Here is a 16,805-nt window from a genome sequence, read left to right as displayed (position 1 = left end):
TACCCCAATATAAAAAAACAATTTCTACTTAAATTAAACAAATTAACAAAATCAAGCCAATAAATCCCGTAAAACCACCGAGAGCAAACCGTCTGGACAATCGCAACAATAACATGTTTTTCTTCAAATAATGATACGCATTTTTAGCATTACCTTAACTAAAACTAGAATTTATTAAGATTTTTTTAATAAATTAGTGGTTTCTAAAACAAATAATATATATATGAACTTAAAATCAACCTGCCTGTTAATGCTTATTATGGCGTTTTCATTGCAAACCTCGCATGCTCAAGAAAACCGAATAAGTGGAAAAATATCCGACATTAATGGTCTTCCATTAGTAGGTGTTACTGTACTAATTAAAGATACAAGAAGAGGTGTCGTATCAGATTACGAAGGTACATACAGCATCAATGCCGAACCAGGCGAAATCCTGCAATTCAGTTTCATTGGTATGAAAGAGCAACAAATAACTATTGGAACTGCACCTATTATTAATGTAACTTTAGTTGAAGAGATAGAAGGTCTCGACACTGTAGTAATAACTGGTTTTCAAAACGTACAACGCGATCTCTTTACTGGGGCCTCTCAAACCATTAAAGCTGAAGATATTAAACTAGATGGAGTTGCAGATGTCTCGAGAGCACTAGAAGGCAGAGCAGCCGGTGTAAGCGTACAAAATGTTACTGGTACTTTTGGTGCTGCACCTTGAATTACCATCCGTGGATCGTCTTCCATTTTAGGAGACACCAAACCCATTTGGATTATTGATGGGGTGCTTCAAGAAGAAATTGTTAATCTTTCGGTTGCAGACTTGGTTTCTGGCGATGCCAACACCTTATTAAGTTCGGCAGTAGCAGGCTTAAATGCATCAGACATAGAAAGCTTCGAAATACTTAAAGATGCCTCTGCCACAGCATTATACGGCGCAAGAGCATTAAATGGTGTTGTTGTTATAACTACTAAATCTGGTAAAAAAAATCAAAAGCCCACTTTTAATTACACTTCAGAATACGCCGTAAGAGATCTCCCGAGATATTCTAACTACGATTTGTTAAATTCACAAGAAACCGTTTCTGTGTATAGAGAAATGGAATCTAAAGGGTTCTTAGACCTCCCGTCGTCTTTTCAAGGAAGATATGGCGGTATTTATAATATCATGTACAGAGCCATAAACAACTACGACCCCATCTCTGGACAATTTGAACTGGAAAACACCCCAGAAGCCAGAGCTCGTTTTCTGCAACAATACGAGCTGGCCAATACCAATTGGTTTAAAACCTTGTTTAATACCACACCAACCCAAACGCATGGTCTAAGTTTTTCTAGTGGTAGCGATAATTCTACCATGTATGCTTCTTTAGGATATTATACTGATGGCGGCTGGACCATTGCCGATCGCGTACGAAGAATTACTGGAAATCTAAGAAACACATTTTATCTCAGCGACGATAAATTAAAAATAACCACGCAATTACAAGGTTCTATAAGAAATCAATTAGCTCCCGGAACTTTTTCAAGAGAGGAAGATTTGGTAAATGGATCATACACCAGAGATTTTGATGTTAATCCTTTTAGTTATTCTCTTAACACAAGTAGAGCATTACGCCCGAAAGATAATAACGGAAACCTAGAATACTCGCGTTATAATTGGGCGCCTTTTAATATTGTTGATGAACTGGCTAACAATGGCATTGAAATAAATGTATCCGATATTAAATTTCAAGCTCAAGCAGAGTACAAGTTTAATGATAACTTAACCTATAACTTTTTAGGTTCTGCTCGCTACGCTACATCGAACAACGAACATGCCATTACAGAAAACTCTAATGTTGCCGCAGCATACAGATCAAATGAAACGACCATTGTTAGAGACCAAAATAATTTCTTGTTTTCAGACCCAGATAGACCTAATGCGCCACCAAGAGTCGTTTTACCTGTAGGAGGCATTTTAATCACATCAAAAAATGCCTTAGTCACTTACACTATTAGAAATACTTTAGATTGGTCTAAACGTTTCAAAGACAATCTACACGGATTAAGAATTTATGGCGGGCAAGAATACCGTTATGCTGATAGAAATCAAAGTAGCAACACCGGATATGGCTATCAATTTGATAGAGGCGGAACGGTTTTCACCGATCCAGACATCTTGAAAAAGGCCATTTTAGAAGGCAATCCATATTTTTCAGCATCAGAGACTAGACAACGAGAAGTTGCTTTTATCGCTAATATGACTTACGATTATGATAGAAAATACGTTTTAAATCTTACTGGTAACTACGAAGGCTCGAATAGAGCTGGTAAATCTTCACAATCGAGATGGCTTCCAACCTACACCATTGGAGCGAGATGGAACGTAGATAAAGAAGATTTTATTCAAAACTCTAATATCATTTCCAGTTTGGCAATTCGACCTAGTTACGGTCTAGTGGCTTTGTTAGCAGATAATGCCACAAACAACTTAGCTGTTTTTAGAAATCAAATTACCGATAGACTTAATAACGACGACCGTGAAAATTTTATCAATATTGAAGATTTACAAAACACCGAATTAACCTGGGAGAAAACACTAGAATTAAACTTAGGTGTAGATGTGGGTTTATTCAACAATAGAGTGATGATGAATTTTGATGCCTACTTTAAAAAAGGTAAAGACCTTATCGACTTAATAAGAACTACAGGTATAGGTGGAGAGTCTTTAAAGTTAGGGAATAACTCTGAAATGACAACCAATGGTATCGAATTTCAGTTAAACACGGTTAATATAGATACCGAAAACTTTAGGTGGAAAACTGGCTTTAACATCTCGAAATTCTCACAAGAAATCACCTCGTTAAAACAAGAAACCAATGTGTTCGATTTGGTGACGGGTACCGGAAATGGCAATGCCATTGGCTATCCAAAAGGAGCCTTATTCTCTTTTCAATTTGAAGGCCTTAACGAATGGGGACTACCACAATTTTTAACTCAACAGCCAGATTACGATCCAGCGAAACCATATGATAAGATAGACTTCCAAGACACCGACAATGTTTTGGAGTATTTAAAGTACGAAGGTGGTACAGAACCCAATTTATCGGGTGGTTTAGCCAATAGTTTCACTTATAAAAATTGGGACTTTAGTTTCTTTATCTCTTTTTCAGGTGGAAATAAGATTAGACTAGCACCAACATACGATTCCGAGTACACCGATTTAGATGTTTTTCCTAGAGAATTTGTAAACCGCTGGATAGTACCAGGTGATGAAAACAGGACTAATGTTCCTGTAATTGCCTCACAAAGCTTAATACAATCTTATGGTTCTGGTGAACTTAGAAGAGCTTACAGCGCATATAACTACTCGAGCGAACGTGTCGCCGATGGCGGATTTGTAAGAATGAAAAACATCTCATTGGGTTACTCTTTAGATAAAACCGTTATTGATAGATTAGGCCTTTCCAATGTTAGAATGAGTTTACAAAGCACCAATCCGTTTTTAATCTATTCCGATTCGAAATTAGGCGGTCAAGACCCAGAATTTTTTAGATCTGGTGGTGTTGCCTACCCAATATCAAGATTATTCACTTTTTCTCTTAACGTTGGATTTTAAAAAAATAAAATATGAAAAATTTAAAATATAATATAATAATACTACTTTCATTAGGGCTTTGGGTTACTTCTTGTAGCGATACACTAGACGAAAATCCAGATAACAGAACAACGATAGATTCTGCCGAAAAAGTAGCAGAACTCTTAGTTGGAGCCTATCCAGATGCAGCTTATGTCCCTTTTTTAGAACCCATGTCAGACAATGCTGGTGATAAAGGTCCGAGTGCAGACATAGGTATCGATTTTGCAACAACCCTAAATGCTCGAATGTTCTTTTGGGAAGATTTTAATAATATCGATAGCGACACCCCAACATATTACTGGAACAGAGCATATAAAGCCATTGCACAAGCCAATCAGGCTTTAGCTTCTATTGAAGAGTTAGGTGGTGGCTCAGAGCTTAACCACTTAAAAGGAGAAGCGCTTATTTGCCGAGCTTATGCTCATTTTATGTTAGTTAACATTTTCTCTAAAGCCTATAATCCTGCAACAGCAGCTTCAGATGTGGGCATTCCCTATGTAGATTTACCTGAAACAGTACTTTTAGGCGATTACGAAAGAGGCACCGTAGAAAATGTATACAATAAAATAAGAGCAGATATAGAAACAGGTCTACCTCTAATTGATGATAACTACAATGTACCAGCCTTTCATTTTACAAAAAAAGCAGCGCATGCTTTTGCGGCCCGATTTTATTTAAATACGGCTGAATGGCAAAAAGTAGTAGATCATAGTACTTTAGCCCTAGGATCAGATCCCGTCTCAGTTTTAAGACAACAAACGGCTAATTATAGACCTGCATCCTATTCGCAACAAGTGGCATTGTACACATCGGCAACTTTCGAGCCTGCGAACTTGTTATTGGTTTCTGCCGAATCGGTATATAATAGCTACCACTTTTCTGCGCGATATCAATTGAATAATGACAAAAGAGACGAGATTTTTCCAACAACTAACGACATTGGTCTGCCTTGGGGATATACCGTGTTTGGTAGTGGAGATTTGTTTTATAACGTCCCAAAATTTCAAGAATATTTTAAAGTTACCAATCAGGCGGCTAACATAGGCACCCCTTTTGTAACCTATGTATTGCTCTCTACAGATGAAGCCTTATTGAACAGAGCAGAAGCCTACGCTATGCTGGGACAATTAGATAATGCCGCTTCAGATATTAACTTATCTTATGCCGTAAAAACACGGTTTTATGATCCTGCGTTAGATGCGTTAACCGCCGCAGATATACAAACCATTTTTGCCGTTAGCGATAATACCTTATATACACCATTTTACCAAATTCCAGCACCGTCGCTAGCCTTTGTCAATGCCGTATTAACCATTAAAAGAACTATTTTTTACAATGATGGCTTGCGATGGTTCGACAATAAAAGACACAACATGGTTATAGAGCATCAAGATATATTTGGGAATACGTACACATTACCAAAAGGCGACAATAGAAGATTATTACAAATTCCCGAAGCGGCTCAAGCCTTTGGAATACCGCAAAATCCAAGATAGTTAAACCAAAAACCTAAGAAACATGAAAAACTATATAAACATAATATTAATTTGCTTCGCGCTGATGTTTACCACCTCGTGTAGCGACTCTTCTGATTCCATTACAGAAAGCCAAATAGATACAACCCCACCAATTTTAAATAATTTAGATATATGGCTTAGAAATAATTTTGTACAGCCTTACAACATCGAAATACAGTACAAATGGGATATTAACGACACCGACGTCGATAGGTTTTTACACCCTCCTTTCGAGTCGAGTGTAAGACCTGTTGCAGAAGCCATACAGAAAGCTTGGATAGAACCCTATAACCAATTAGGAGGCCCAGATTTTATTAAAAAAATTGCCCCACGTCAATTCACACTTGTCGGCAGTTTTAACTATAACCCCAATAGCCCAACCATTACCTTAGGTTTGGCTGAAGCTGGTACAAAAATCACTTTGTTTAACATCGATTTTTTAGATTTTACAAATATTAACAGTATTAAACAGCCTTTAAAAACATTACATCACGAATATGCACATATCTTAAATCAAAATATCCCGTTCGATATCTCTTACGGCTTAATTAACCCTGCCGATTATACAGCACAGTGGTTTAACATATCCAATGAAGAGGCCAGAGAGTTGGGTTTTATCACCGCTTATGGCTCAAGCCAAGAAGGTGAAGACTTTGTTGAAATGGTTTCAGAAATGCTTACCAACTCCAAACAAGAATTCGATGCTATTGTAGACGGCATTACCAGCGATAGGGCTAGAGAAATAATTAGGCTTAAAGAATCGCTTGTGGTAGAATACTACCAAACAAATTTTGGCATAGATCTTTACGAACTTCAAGCCTTAACTCATGAAGCTACTCAACAACTAGTAAATTAAAAAATTATGAAAAAAATATATAACAATTATTGGTTTATCTGTTTCTTATTCCTGTCGCTCGCTTCGTGTAATGATGACAATGTAGACGAAGTTTTTGCAGACTCACCAGCAGACCGAATTGCACAAGGAAATAGCGAATTACTAAACGCTCTTTTAGCTCAGCAAAACGGCTTTAAAGCAGTTTACTTTACCAAAAACGATGAGTTTGGCGGCTTTACATTTTTTATGAATTTCGCTGCCGATGGTACCGTAGCAATGACTTCAGATTTTGATGCCAATACAGCCATTGAATCCTCGTCGTATGAGGTTAGACTCGGCACCACGACAGAATTGGTTTTCACCACAAGAAATCACATACAAAAAGTAAGCAACCCAGACTTACCTGGCCTAATAGGTACGGGTTTTAAAGGCACATCAGTATTTCAGCTTTTCGCAAATGAAGATGGAAAGTTAATTTTTAAAGATGCTAGAAACAGAGATACCGCAACCTTAATACTTACTCCAACCAACTTTTCTAACTTTGAAACCGAGAGTATTGCCAGTGTAGAAGCGTCTTTACAAAACCGAGATAGCTTTGTAAATTCAAGTGCGGTTACATCTTTTCCGTTTATGAGAATTGATGACGGTACGGGAAATATAAAAGAATACTCTCTTAATTACGATGGTTTTAGACTTTTTGCAAACCCATTCACCATAAATGATGATGGCTCTATTTCTGATCTTAATTTTGGACTAGCCTTTACTGAGGAAGGTTTTACAATTAGCCCTGCTCTGGATCTAGGTGAAACTAAAATAGAAGATTTCGTACTAGACCAAACTTCAGGATCAGATTATATCGCAGAAGTCAATAATATAAAGGTTAAAATAGGTTATGGCAATGTACCCGTCGTCCCTTTAGACTCTTACGATTTTGGAACGGCCCATGAAGTTGCCGTATTTAATCTCGCAGAAATGTTTAAACACAGTGCGCCATTTAACAACTTTTATGAAAATTACACCACCAATCTCGCCGCAAACCCAACTTTGCCTGGTCTTGAAATTACAAACATAATTCTTTGGGAATTAAATACTGGTGGTATTCCCTATATCGATATTAGAACGAACTACGGAAACGTTTTCTACGATCTTGATTTCACTTACGATGAAAACACCGGGATTGTAATATTTAGCCTCACCGGAGCTACTAACGCACCAGGCTTTTTTACAGATCTTTTGCAACCCTTGCTAGATGTATTTATCCTTTCATCTACTGGGTACTATACAGTAAACTCTGGGACTTATCAGAATTTCTCAAATAGAACGTTTAGTTTAATAAATGCCGATAACCCATCTTATAAAATCGATTACTGGACATTTTAACCTTTTAATCTCCTAACTTATGAAATAGTTAAAAAGCTCAAGTAAAATTTAATTTTACTTGAGCTTTTTATTCTTACTTCAAATATTTTATCAAATTATATCGTTATGATATATTGTTTTACATTTGCAACGTTTAAAAATCATTATGCAGAGATTAGTTTTTATTTTCCTTTTTATAACCTTATCTACAAAATTAATTGGACAAACGCTTCCTCAGCGCCAGTTAAAAACTGATTTAGATACTAGTGGCAAACAGGACTCTTTAGACAGGGAGTTAGGGGAGTCTACATCATCAAAAAAAACAAAAGCCAAAATAAAAGACTATCTCATCATCTCGCATAAAAACGATACCACTTATGTAGACACCACGCTTACCATACAAAAAGAATACAAGTTTAATTACCTGCGAAAAGACAATTTTGGTTTAATGCCCTTCTCTAATTTAGGCCAAACCTATAATAGCCTATCTTATAATTTCGAAAACACGAAACTAATGCCAAGCTTTGGCGCCAGAGCTAGACATTTTAATTACATGGAAGTAGAAGATATTTACTACTACCGTGTACCAACACCATTAACAGAACTTATGTACAAAACGGCTTTCGAGCAAGGCCAATTAGCAGATTCGTTTTTTACAGTTAACACTTCGCCACAATTAAATTTTTCGATAGCTTACAAAGGCCTGCGTTCTCTGGGCAAATATCAACACCTACTAACAAGTACTGGTAATTTTAGATTTACAACAAACTACCAAACTAAGAATAATCGATACATTGCAAGAGCCCATATTGTAACACAGGATTTGCTAAACCAAGAAAATGGCGGATTACAAGACTCCAACGTCCCATTTTTTGAGAATGGAATTGAAGAATTTTTAGACCGCTCGGTTTTAGAAGTGAATTTTGAAAATGCCGAGAGTGTTTTAAAAGGAAAACGGTTTCATTTAGAACACCAATACCACCTATTGAAAAAAACAGACTCTTTATCGAACCATAAATTAAGCCTAGGCCACATGGCTTCTTTAAGCGATAAATTTTATCAATACGATCAATCTTCAGTAAGCACGTCGTATTTTGGGGCGGCCTTTTCTAACTCAGCATTTAGAGATCGGGTAACACTTGAAAACCTTTACAATCAATTTCATTTAAATTACGGCAATACCTTAATTGGTAATCTTCAATTTAATATTAGTCATAACAATTACAATTACGGATATGACAAGATTGTTGTGTTGGGCGGCAATACCATTACCAATAGATTAAAAGGCGATATTATTGCCGCAGGAGGAAAATACCGCAAACAATTTAGAAACTTCGAATTAGAAGGTGAGTTGGGTTTAAATATTTCTGGAGATTTCGAGGGTAATTTCTTAAAAGCCCATGCAACTTTTAATCTTAATAACGATATATCGGCAACAGCCTCGATAAATCACAGTTCTAAAGCCCCCAATTACAATGTATTATTGTACCAAAGCAATCATTTAAATTACAATTGGAAAAATAATTTCAATAATACCGAAACACAGCAACTAGCATTCCAACTCAAATCCGATAAAATAGCTAACCTCTCTGTCGATTATACCACAATAAACGATTACACCTATTTTAAAAGAGACAGTACTGGTATTGCTGATGGTGATTTCATACCATTAAAAGCCTTCCAAAATAATACATCTATAAGCTATTTACGGGTTAAATTAGACAAAGAAATAAAGTTTGGTAAATTCGCATTACATAACACCATACTCTACCAAAACACACAAGACGATAACCAAGTATTAAACGTACCTCAATTTACAACCCGTAACACCTTATATTATTCCAACCATGTGTTTAAGAAAGCCATGTTCTTACAAACTGGTATAACCTTTAATTATTTTACAGAATATAATATGAATGCCTACGACCCGTTATTGGCAGAATTTTATGTTCAAACCGATAAAAAATATGGTAATTTCCCGAGATTAGATTTCTTTATAAACGCCAAAGTACGCCAAACAAGAATCTATTTAAAAGCAGAACATTTTAATTCTTCTTTCACAGGATACAATTATTTCTCGGCGCCAAACAATCCATACCGCGATTTTACTGTACGTTTTGGTATCGTTTGGAATTTCTTTATGTAGTTAAGCCTTATAAGCCGTATTAAATTCTTTAGCTTCCATACCACTCAACGTAATAAATAAAAGTATTATACCAATTTAATTTTGACATGTTGTCTTGTTAATTTGAATTCTTTTTTTTGTTCAAATGAGATAGAAATGGCAGATTCACGAACTCGTTATTTTACTGTAATATGGGCGTGAGCTAAAATCAAAGCATAGCCAAAGTTATGGTTTTTCTTTATTCCGAAATATGGGCGAAAAAGAACTGCGAAGCACATCATGAACACCTATTTATAAAATAGAAAAATGTGAGTAAACGAACTATAGGTAACATGACATGGTTAATTTCGCACGAGAGTTTGTGGAAAGGAATTGTACAATTTCGTTTAACGAGTAAGTTGTTTGTTTAGTCCAGTACGAAAAACCGATGATTAAATATTAACCTTTATAGATTATAATGCTTAAACAAGGTGAAAGCCACGACACTTTATTAAACTAAAAAAGCCAAAGAAAACTCTTTGACTTTTTGTGCGGGCGGGGAGACTCGAACTCCCACACCTCGCGGCACTAGATCCTAAGTCTAGCGTATATTGCACCAAATTACATCAAAGTCATTCATTTTCAATTGATTATATGTTTCTGCATTTTCTTTAATATCATCTAATATCAATTGATTTCAACATTTGTTGTACCTATGTTGTACCTGAAAAGAACAATAATTTCGTATCTTTATGGTGTTCCTAGGTAAAGGAATACATTCAAAATGGAATGTTGTACCTATGTTGTACCTGATTTGACTTTCGTACTCAAAACAGGTCAATTATGTCATCAAATGCAAAAATAGTACTACGCAAAAAACCGAACAGTAAAGGTCTATATCCACTAGCTATTCGTATCACAAAAAATCGTCGCTCAACATATCAATATGTCGGTCATTATATCGACTTAGAGGATTGGGACGAAAAAAACATTCGAGTAAAAAAATCAAATCCAAACGCGGACAGTTTAAACAAGTTGTTGTCACAAGAACTTTCTGATGCCAATAAAGCACTTATTGATTTGCAATCAGAACACAAAGATGCTTCTGCAAACCAAATCAAAAAAGAGCTATACGCATTGGGTAATACTTCTACCTTTTTTGAACTAGCACAAGAGCATCTGGACGAATTGGAAATCGCCGAAAAATTAAACCGCTTATCTACGGATAGTGCTTTGGTTAGCTATATCATAAAGTTTAATAAATCAAAACAGTTGGCTTTTCAGGAAATTAACGAACGCTTCCTAAAAAAGCTGATGATATATTTGAAAGCCAAACACGAACTTTCAGAAACATCAGTAATGAACATCTTAGTCCTCATTAGGTTGTTGTTCAACAGAGCTATTAAGCTCAAAATAGTTAGTAGGGAATTATATCCTTTTGGTGGTGACAAGATTAAAATTAAGTTTCCAGAAACAAGCAAAGTCGGGTTGAATATTATTGAAGTAAGAGCCATAGAAGCTCTTGAGAATTTAACTTTGAGTGAAATACACACTCGAAATGTCTGGCTCTTTAGTTTTAATTTTGCCGGAATGCGAGTTACCGATGTATTGTGGACAAAGTGGTCTGACATATACGACAAAAGGTTGCATTATAGAATGAACAAAAACTCAAAATTACTATCATTAAAAATTCCAGATAAGGTTTTCAAAATTTTAGATTATTACAAAGAAGACAAAAGATGTGCAACCGATTTTGTTTTTCCCGAATTGAAAAAAGCGAATCTCGATGATGCAAAAGATGTCTATAACAAGAGAAAGACAGCTACCAAGAAATTTAATGACAACTTAAAATCTATAGCTAAAAAGGCGAAAATTGATAAGAAAATTACAATGCATATTGCGAGGCATACCTTTGGCAATATTGCTGGTGATACCATCCATCCCTTTATGCTGCAAAAATTGTATCGTCATAGCGATTTAAAAACCACATTGAACTATCAAGCTAATTTTATTCACAAAGAAGCAGATGATGCTTTGGATAGTGTGGTAAATTTTTGAACTATTATCAGCCATCTGCAAATATTTTAAAGTCATATTTCAACATATTCAATTGCCATTCCCTTACCTTTACCAACATAATTTTATGTTTATGGTGTTAAAGGTTAAATGGACTGAATTTAAAAGTAGTCTTGAAAATTTTCAGTCCGAAGGAAATGCGCTTATTAAAAAATATAAAGCAGCAAGAACTGAGGATTTATTAAATGAATTGAAAGAGGAAAAACAATCGTGGGAAAGCGATGTAATCAGTTATGTAAAGGCTTCTTTTGACCCTGAACACACCAATTTTGCATACGAGTTTAAGGCTCAACAAGGATATAATTTCGGAATGAAATTAGGTATCGACCAAAGAGTCAAAAACACTATTCAAACCATTAAAGATGAAATTAATGGGCTTGATTACTATTTAAAAATATTATTCATTTCAGATGCTATTGTGCGAGCTGATGACATTGATTTAGAAGAGCGTAAAAACCTTGATACCGAAGGCATTCTTGATCTTATACTTTCTAAACTATATGAACTGTATAATGATGGGAAATACTATTCTATTAAGTGGATTCTTGAAGGTAACGGCCTAAAGTTAGGTGGGCGTAGCGAAGATTGGGACTATGGTAGAATGCTTGAAGAACGAGGCCTTATTGAGACTATGAATGGTCGTGAGGTAAATGCCAAACTAAAACTTGAGGGAAAGTATGCCATTGAACAAGCCAGAAAAGCACAGGTACCCGACTACTCAAAAATTAGTGATTCTGATGAAGAATTAAAAGAACTTTTGAAAGAGATATTATCCGAGATTAAAAAATCAGGATATGGTCAACAAATCATCTTCGATGAGTTTGATGAGTTGCGCAATGACATTCCGCATCTAAGCAAAAAATCGTTTGGTCAGTTATTAAAATCAAAACTTGGCGATTTGGTCGCAGCCAAAGCCTTTGACAAAACTTTGGCCAGCGACATATTTAAACAATTTACTGACCAAATATTTCCATTTTAACGTATGGGAATATGGGCAGACATTAAAAATAGAATAGTTCAATTTTTCCGAAAAGAACCACCACTGGAATATGAGGTAACAGAATATGTGTTTTCGGACAGACAACCTCTTGATGGTTCTTCGACCATTTCATTTTTCGTAAACAATCCCAAGCCAGATGTAAGTGTTACCAGAACTTTTGATAGTGAAGACCAAGCTGTTAATTGGCTTATGGGAAATCGAGATTTCAAAAGGATGTTATTTAGCAATGTATTTCCATCATCAAATTCGGTGAAATACCATTGTGGCGTTAAAGAACCTATCACAATCCCAAACAAAATGCCTGGGGATATTGACATTCTTCTGTATGAGCAAGGAAAGGAACAAAATGCGGTTGGAATAGAATGTAAAATAGTAAAAACCGAATCGCTTGAAAATCAACCACCAAAGATAAACAAGATTACAAGCGTTCAAAAAAAGGGAACTATTCAGGCAAATGGATATACCAAAATTGGATTCAACAGGGTTTATCTGCTAATCATACTATTGGATGATGGTCGGCATTACAAAAACCCCAATGTTATATTCAGAACTACTACTTCAAAATGGCTAAAAGAATTGTATGGTTTTGACTGGCAAACCCGAATGAGTGATGATATTGGAATTATTTACGTCCACATTAATCAATTTACTACGAACCATATAAATCAGACCAAAGGATTAGGATTGCGTGTAGAGCGTGAAGCAATACCAGTTTTACAACCTGAAGAACTAACTGATAAAATCAAAAAACTGGATTCATAAGATAATTTGAAACGTAAAGGAACTTGCGGGATATGCCGACATCATAGTAAACTAACGTTTGAGCACATTACACGAGATTGTAAACTGAAGTCTCTATAGTTTGCCTGATTCATTTTATCAAGTGCTCGGTTCTTGCCTAAAACATTCCACCAACATCCCATAAAGTTCCGGATGTTTCTTTTTTAACAAGTCTGGACGCTCAAAAAAATACTCTGACGCAACCGCAAAAAATTCCGCTTGGTTTGTACCGCCATATTTACGAATATCGGAATGGTTATCGTTAATCGCTTCCATTTCTTTATGGATTAGGTTTAACCACGGTATCGCATATTGGTGCTGCAATAATCGTTCTGGTACCCCATCCGTTCTATCATCGAGCTTATCTATAAGGTGCACAAATTCGTGTATGCCAGTATTGCTTTTATCGGTTGTATTTTTAAAGCCGTGGTACAATGCTTTCTTGGAAAGTATCATCTGTTTCTCGAACCTTCCATTTCCAACTATTCCACCAATATTCCGTGAGTTATCCTTACTGCTAAATTGCATATCCTCATTAAAATTATCAGGATATAAAAGGATGCCACTTAAATTTGTGTAGTGCCATTCCTTGAAGCCAAAAACTGGAATGACGGCACTTGCTGCAATTAAAACCTTATCCAACTCTTCCAGTTCAAACTGCACAGCATCGATATAGACCTCACTTAAAAATAGCATCATTTTTTGCTGAAAAATTAGCTGTGCGTCTTTTGATAGATTTCTATAAAACAGCACATTATCCGTCAATAATTTATGCCAATGTTCTGGAAATGGCTTTACACTATGACGTTTTGCTTTTCTATAAAAATGAACAGCAAAAAGAACAATCACAACCGAAATAAAAATATAAGCCATATTAAAAACGTATTAATCTACAGGTTCGGCCTTAAATCCCACTTTTTGCAAAGTCGCCTTTACATCTTCTTCGGTTACACCATCGCTTTCAATGGTTAAGATTTTATTAGGATTGGCGGTATCTACTTCCCAACTTTCTACACCTTCTTGTTTGTTTAAAAAAGGGGTGACTTTTGATACGCACCCACCACAATTGATATTTGTTTTAAATTTTAAAGTTTTCATAGTATTGAATTTATTTATTATTAAAGTTTTACTCGTTTAAGTCTTAAGCTATTTGCAACTACGGATACACTACTGAATGCCATTGCTGCACCTGCAATCATCGGATCCAACAAAAACCCATTTACAGGATAAAGAACTCCCGCTGCAATTGGAATGCCAATAATGTTGTAAATAAATGCCCAGAATAAGTTCTGACGTATGCCCAACACCGTTCTTTTCGATAGTTCCAATGCTTTTGGGATAGATTGTAAATCTGATGTTATCAAGGTCATTTTTGCTACATCCATTGCGATATCCGAACCTTTGCCCATAGCAATACTCACATTGGCTTGCGCCAGGGCGTGCGAATCGTTGATACCATCGCCCACCATTGCTACTATCTTTCCATCCGTCTGTAATTTTTCAACAAAAGCCGCTTTGTCCGAAGGCATTACTTCGCCTTGGTAATTTGTTATTCCTACTTGATTTGCTACAGCAGATGCTGTTTTATTGTTATCTCCCGTGAGCATAAAGACTTCGATGCCTCTTTCTTGAAGCGTTGCTATGGCCTTTTTTGAAGTTTCCTTAATCTTGTCTGCAATAGCGAGTATCGCCAACACCTCTTTTTCATTGCCAAGGAAAATGACTGTTTTCGATTGCTCTTCAAGACTTTCTGCTGTTTGCATCAAGGAAGTATCGATTTGAATATTTTTCTCAAGCATTAGTTTATGATTTCCAACATAGTATTGTGAACCATTTTCTGTTTGAGCTTTTACACCTTTGCCTGTAATGCTTTCAAAAGAAGTCATTTCAGCTTTTCCAATATTCTCATCCTTTAAGTGATTGACTACCGCTTCTGCCAAAGGGTGTTCTGATTGTGCTTCTATTGCCAAAAGAATTTGCTTGTATTGATTTTGATCTTCAAGTTTATCCCTCCAAAATATATCAGTTACTAAAGGTTTTCCTTCCGTAATTGTGCCAGTTTTATCAAGAATGACAGCATTCACTTTATAACCGAGTTCTAAACTTTCGGCATCTTTTATAAGAATATTATTTTCAGCACCTTTTCCGATACCCACCATTATGGCGGTAGGGGTCGCCAACCCCAATGCACAAGGACAAGCTATTACCAATACAGCTACAGAAGTCAATAAAGCTTGAGAAAATCCGTTTTCGCCACCAACTGACATCCAAACAATAAATGTAATAATAGATATACCTAAAACGACAGGAACAAATATTCCAGCAATTTTATCTACCAGTTTCTGAACAGGCGCTTTGCTTCCTTGTGCGTCCTGAACCATTTTAATGATTTGGGACAGCAAGGTTTCTCCACCTACTTTTTCGGCAGTAAACTGGAAACTACCTTTTTGGTTTACCGTTCCTGCGAAAACTTTTTCATCCTTTGTTTTTTCTACAGGAACAGGCTCTCCCGTAATCATACTTTCATCAACATAAGAGCTTCCTTTGGAAACTTCTCCATCCACAGGAATCTTCTCTCCTGGACGTACCAATATCGTCTGACCTACTTGAACAGCCGAAATAGAAATTTCCTTTTCTTCCCCGTTTTCAATAATTTTAAGCGTTTTAGGTTGTAATCCCATCAGCTTTTTAATAGCCGAAGAAGTATTTGACTTTGCCTTTTCCTCCAATAGTTTCCCTAAAGAAATAAAAGTTATAATTACCGTAGCCGCCTCATAATAGACGTGAGGCTCGATACCACGACTCAACCAAAATTCAGGAAAAAAGGTGTTGAAAACACTAAACAAAAATGCAATTCCGGTACTCAAGGCCACCAAGGTATCCATATTCGCCTTACCGTGTTTGGCCTGTTTGAAAGCATTGATAAAAAAGCTACGACCGAACCAAAATAAAACTGGAACGGTCAACACCAACGATATCCATTTTCCGGGTTCCCAAGCCATAAAGAACATTCCCAGAATAAAAATGGGCAGCGTTAAAATGGCTGACCAAATAGTGCGATTTTTTATGTCTTGATAGTGCTTTTGCTGTAGTTCTTGTTGTACTTCCGAAGGATTCTCCGCATCAATGATAATATCATAGCCAACTTCGCGAAGTGCATTTTTAAGCTGATTAGGACTCAACTCTTTGTCGTACTCTACAAGAACAGAACTGCTCGCAAAGTTTACGCTTGCATCAAATACACCGTCTGTGTGTTTTAACACAGATTCAACACTCGCTGCACACGATGCGCAGGTCATTCCTGTAACTGGGAATGATTCTTTTATTCCTTGCTTATGGTTTTTCTCTTTGGTTTCAAATATGTTAATTGTCTCCATAGTCCTATTCTAATTTGTACTCTGCAAATTTCAGGATTAAAAGACTTTAATGTATTATGTTATTTGCTGAATGATTTGTAGAATTTGCTGAATTCGGTTCATCTATTGCAAAAGCGTTGTATCTAAACAGATATAAAATACTTT

At 36.1% G+C, this 16,805-nt stretch carries 12 protein-coding genes; 9 read left to right on the top strand and 3 right to left on the bottom strand.

What is annotated here, in order from left to right; translation table 11 throughout:
• Positions 1-223 precede the first annotated feature (223 nt).
• From FEZ18_RS14915 to FEZ18_RS08750, 9 genes are all read left to right on the top strand, one after another.
• Positions 224-712, top strand: a complete 489-nt coding sequence (locus FEZ18_RS14915) for a carboxypeptidase-like regulatory domain-containing protein (protein WP_317164432.1) — start codon at positions 224-226, stop codon at positions 710-712.
• On the top strand, positions 713-3,592 hold the full coding sequence (locus FEZ18_RS08785; protein ID WP_317164461.1) for a SusC/RagA family TonB-linked outer membrane protein: 2,880 nt from the start codon (positions 713-715) through the stop codon (positions 3,590-3,592).
• Between the two features lie 11 nt (positions 3,593-3,603).
• Positions 3,604-5,109: a RagB/SusD family nutrient uptake outer membrane protein gene (locus FEZ18_RS08780; RefSeq protein ID WP_153267960.1), complete on the top strand. Its 1,506-nt coding sequence runs from the start codon at positions 3,604-3,606 to the stop codon at positions 5,107-5,109.
• A gap of 22 nt (positions 5,110-5,131) precedes the next feature.
• A complete protein-coding gene (locus FEZ18_RS08775) occupies positions 5,132-5,986 on the top strand; it encodes a putative zinc-binding metallopeptidase (RefSeq protein WP_153267959.1) in 855 nt (284 codons plus the stop codon).
• 6 nt (positions 5,987-5,992) lie between these two features.
• Positions 5,993-7,345, top strand: coding sequence for a DUF4302 domain-containing protein (locus FEZ18_RS08770; RefSeq protein WP_153267958.1), 1,353 nt, complete (start codon positions 5,993-5,995; stop codon positions 7,343-7,345).
• A gap of 145 nt (positions 7,346-7,490) precedes the next feature.
• Positions 7,491-9,470, top strand: a complete 1,980-nt coding sequence (locus FEZ18_RS08765; protein ID WP_153267957.1) for a putative porin — start codon at positions 7,491-7,493, stop codon at positions 9,468-9,470.
• 801 nt (positions 9,471-10,271) lie between these two features.
• The gene (locus tag FEZ18_RS08760) at positions 10,272-11,486 is read left to right on the top strand and encodes a site-specific integrase (protein ID WP_153267956.1); all 1,215 of its coding nucleotides are present in this window, start codon (positions 10,272-10,274) and stop codon (positions 11,484-11,486) included.
• Between the two features lie 91 nt (positions 11,487-11,577).
• Entirely contained in the window at positions 11,578-12,483 is a 906-nt protein-coding gene (locus FEZ18_RS08755; protein ID WP_228122692.1) for a hypothetical protein, read from the top strand.
• A gap of 3 nt (positions 12,484-12,486) precedes the next feature.
• Complete coding sequence (locus FEZ18_RS08750; RefSeq protein WP_092205751.1) at positions 12,487-13,266, top strand: hypothetical protein; 780 nt, start codon at positions 12,487-12,489, stop codon at positions 13,264-13,266.
• A gap of 117 nt (positions 13,267-13,383) precedes the next feature.
• Here the strand turns inward: FEZ18_RS08750 and FEZ18_RS08745 are convergent, their stop codons facing one another.
• The 3 genes from FEZ18_RS08745 to FEZ18_RS08735 are packed head-to-tail and all read right to left on the bottom strand — an operon-like array spanning position 13,384 to position 16,661.
• Entirely contained in the window at positions 13,384-14,157 is a 774-nt protein-coding gene (locus FEZ18_RS08745) for a zinc-dependent peptidase (RefSeq protein WP_153267955.1), read from the bottom strand.
• A gap of 12 nt (positions 14,158-14,169) precedes the next feature.
• Positions 14,170-14,382 (bottom strand): heavy-metal-associated domain-containing protein, encoded by a 213-nt coding sequence (locus FEZ18_RS08740; RefSeq protein ID WP_027884418.1) that lies wholly within the window; start codon positions 14,380-14,382, stop codon positions 14,170-14,172.
• A 20-nt stretch (positions 14,383-14,402) separates the two neighbouring features.
• Positions 14,403-16,661 (bottom strand): heavy metal translocating P-type ATPase, encoded by a 2,259-nt coding sequence (locus tag FEZ18_RS08735; RefSeq protein WP_153267954.1) that lies wholly within the window; start codon positions 16,659-16,661, stop codon positions 14,403-14,405.
• Between the last annotated feature and the right edge of the window lie 144 nt (positions 16,662-16,805).

The organism is Oceanihabitans sp. IOP_32, assembly GCF_009498295.1.
Taxonomy (GTDB): Bacteria; Bacteroidota; Bacteroidia; order Flavobacteriales; family Flavobacteriaceae; genus Wocania; species Wocania indica.
The sequence above is the reverse complement of the archived record's forward strand: the minus strand, read 5'-3'. Positions and strand labels throughout refer to the sequence as shown.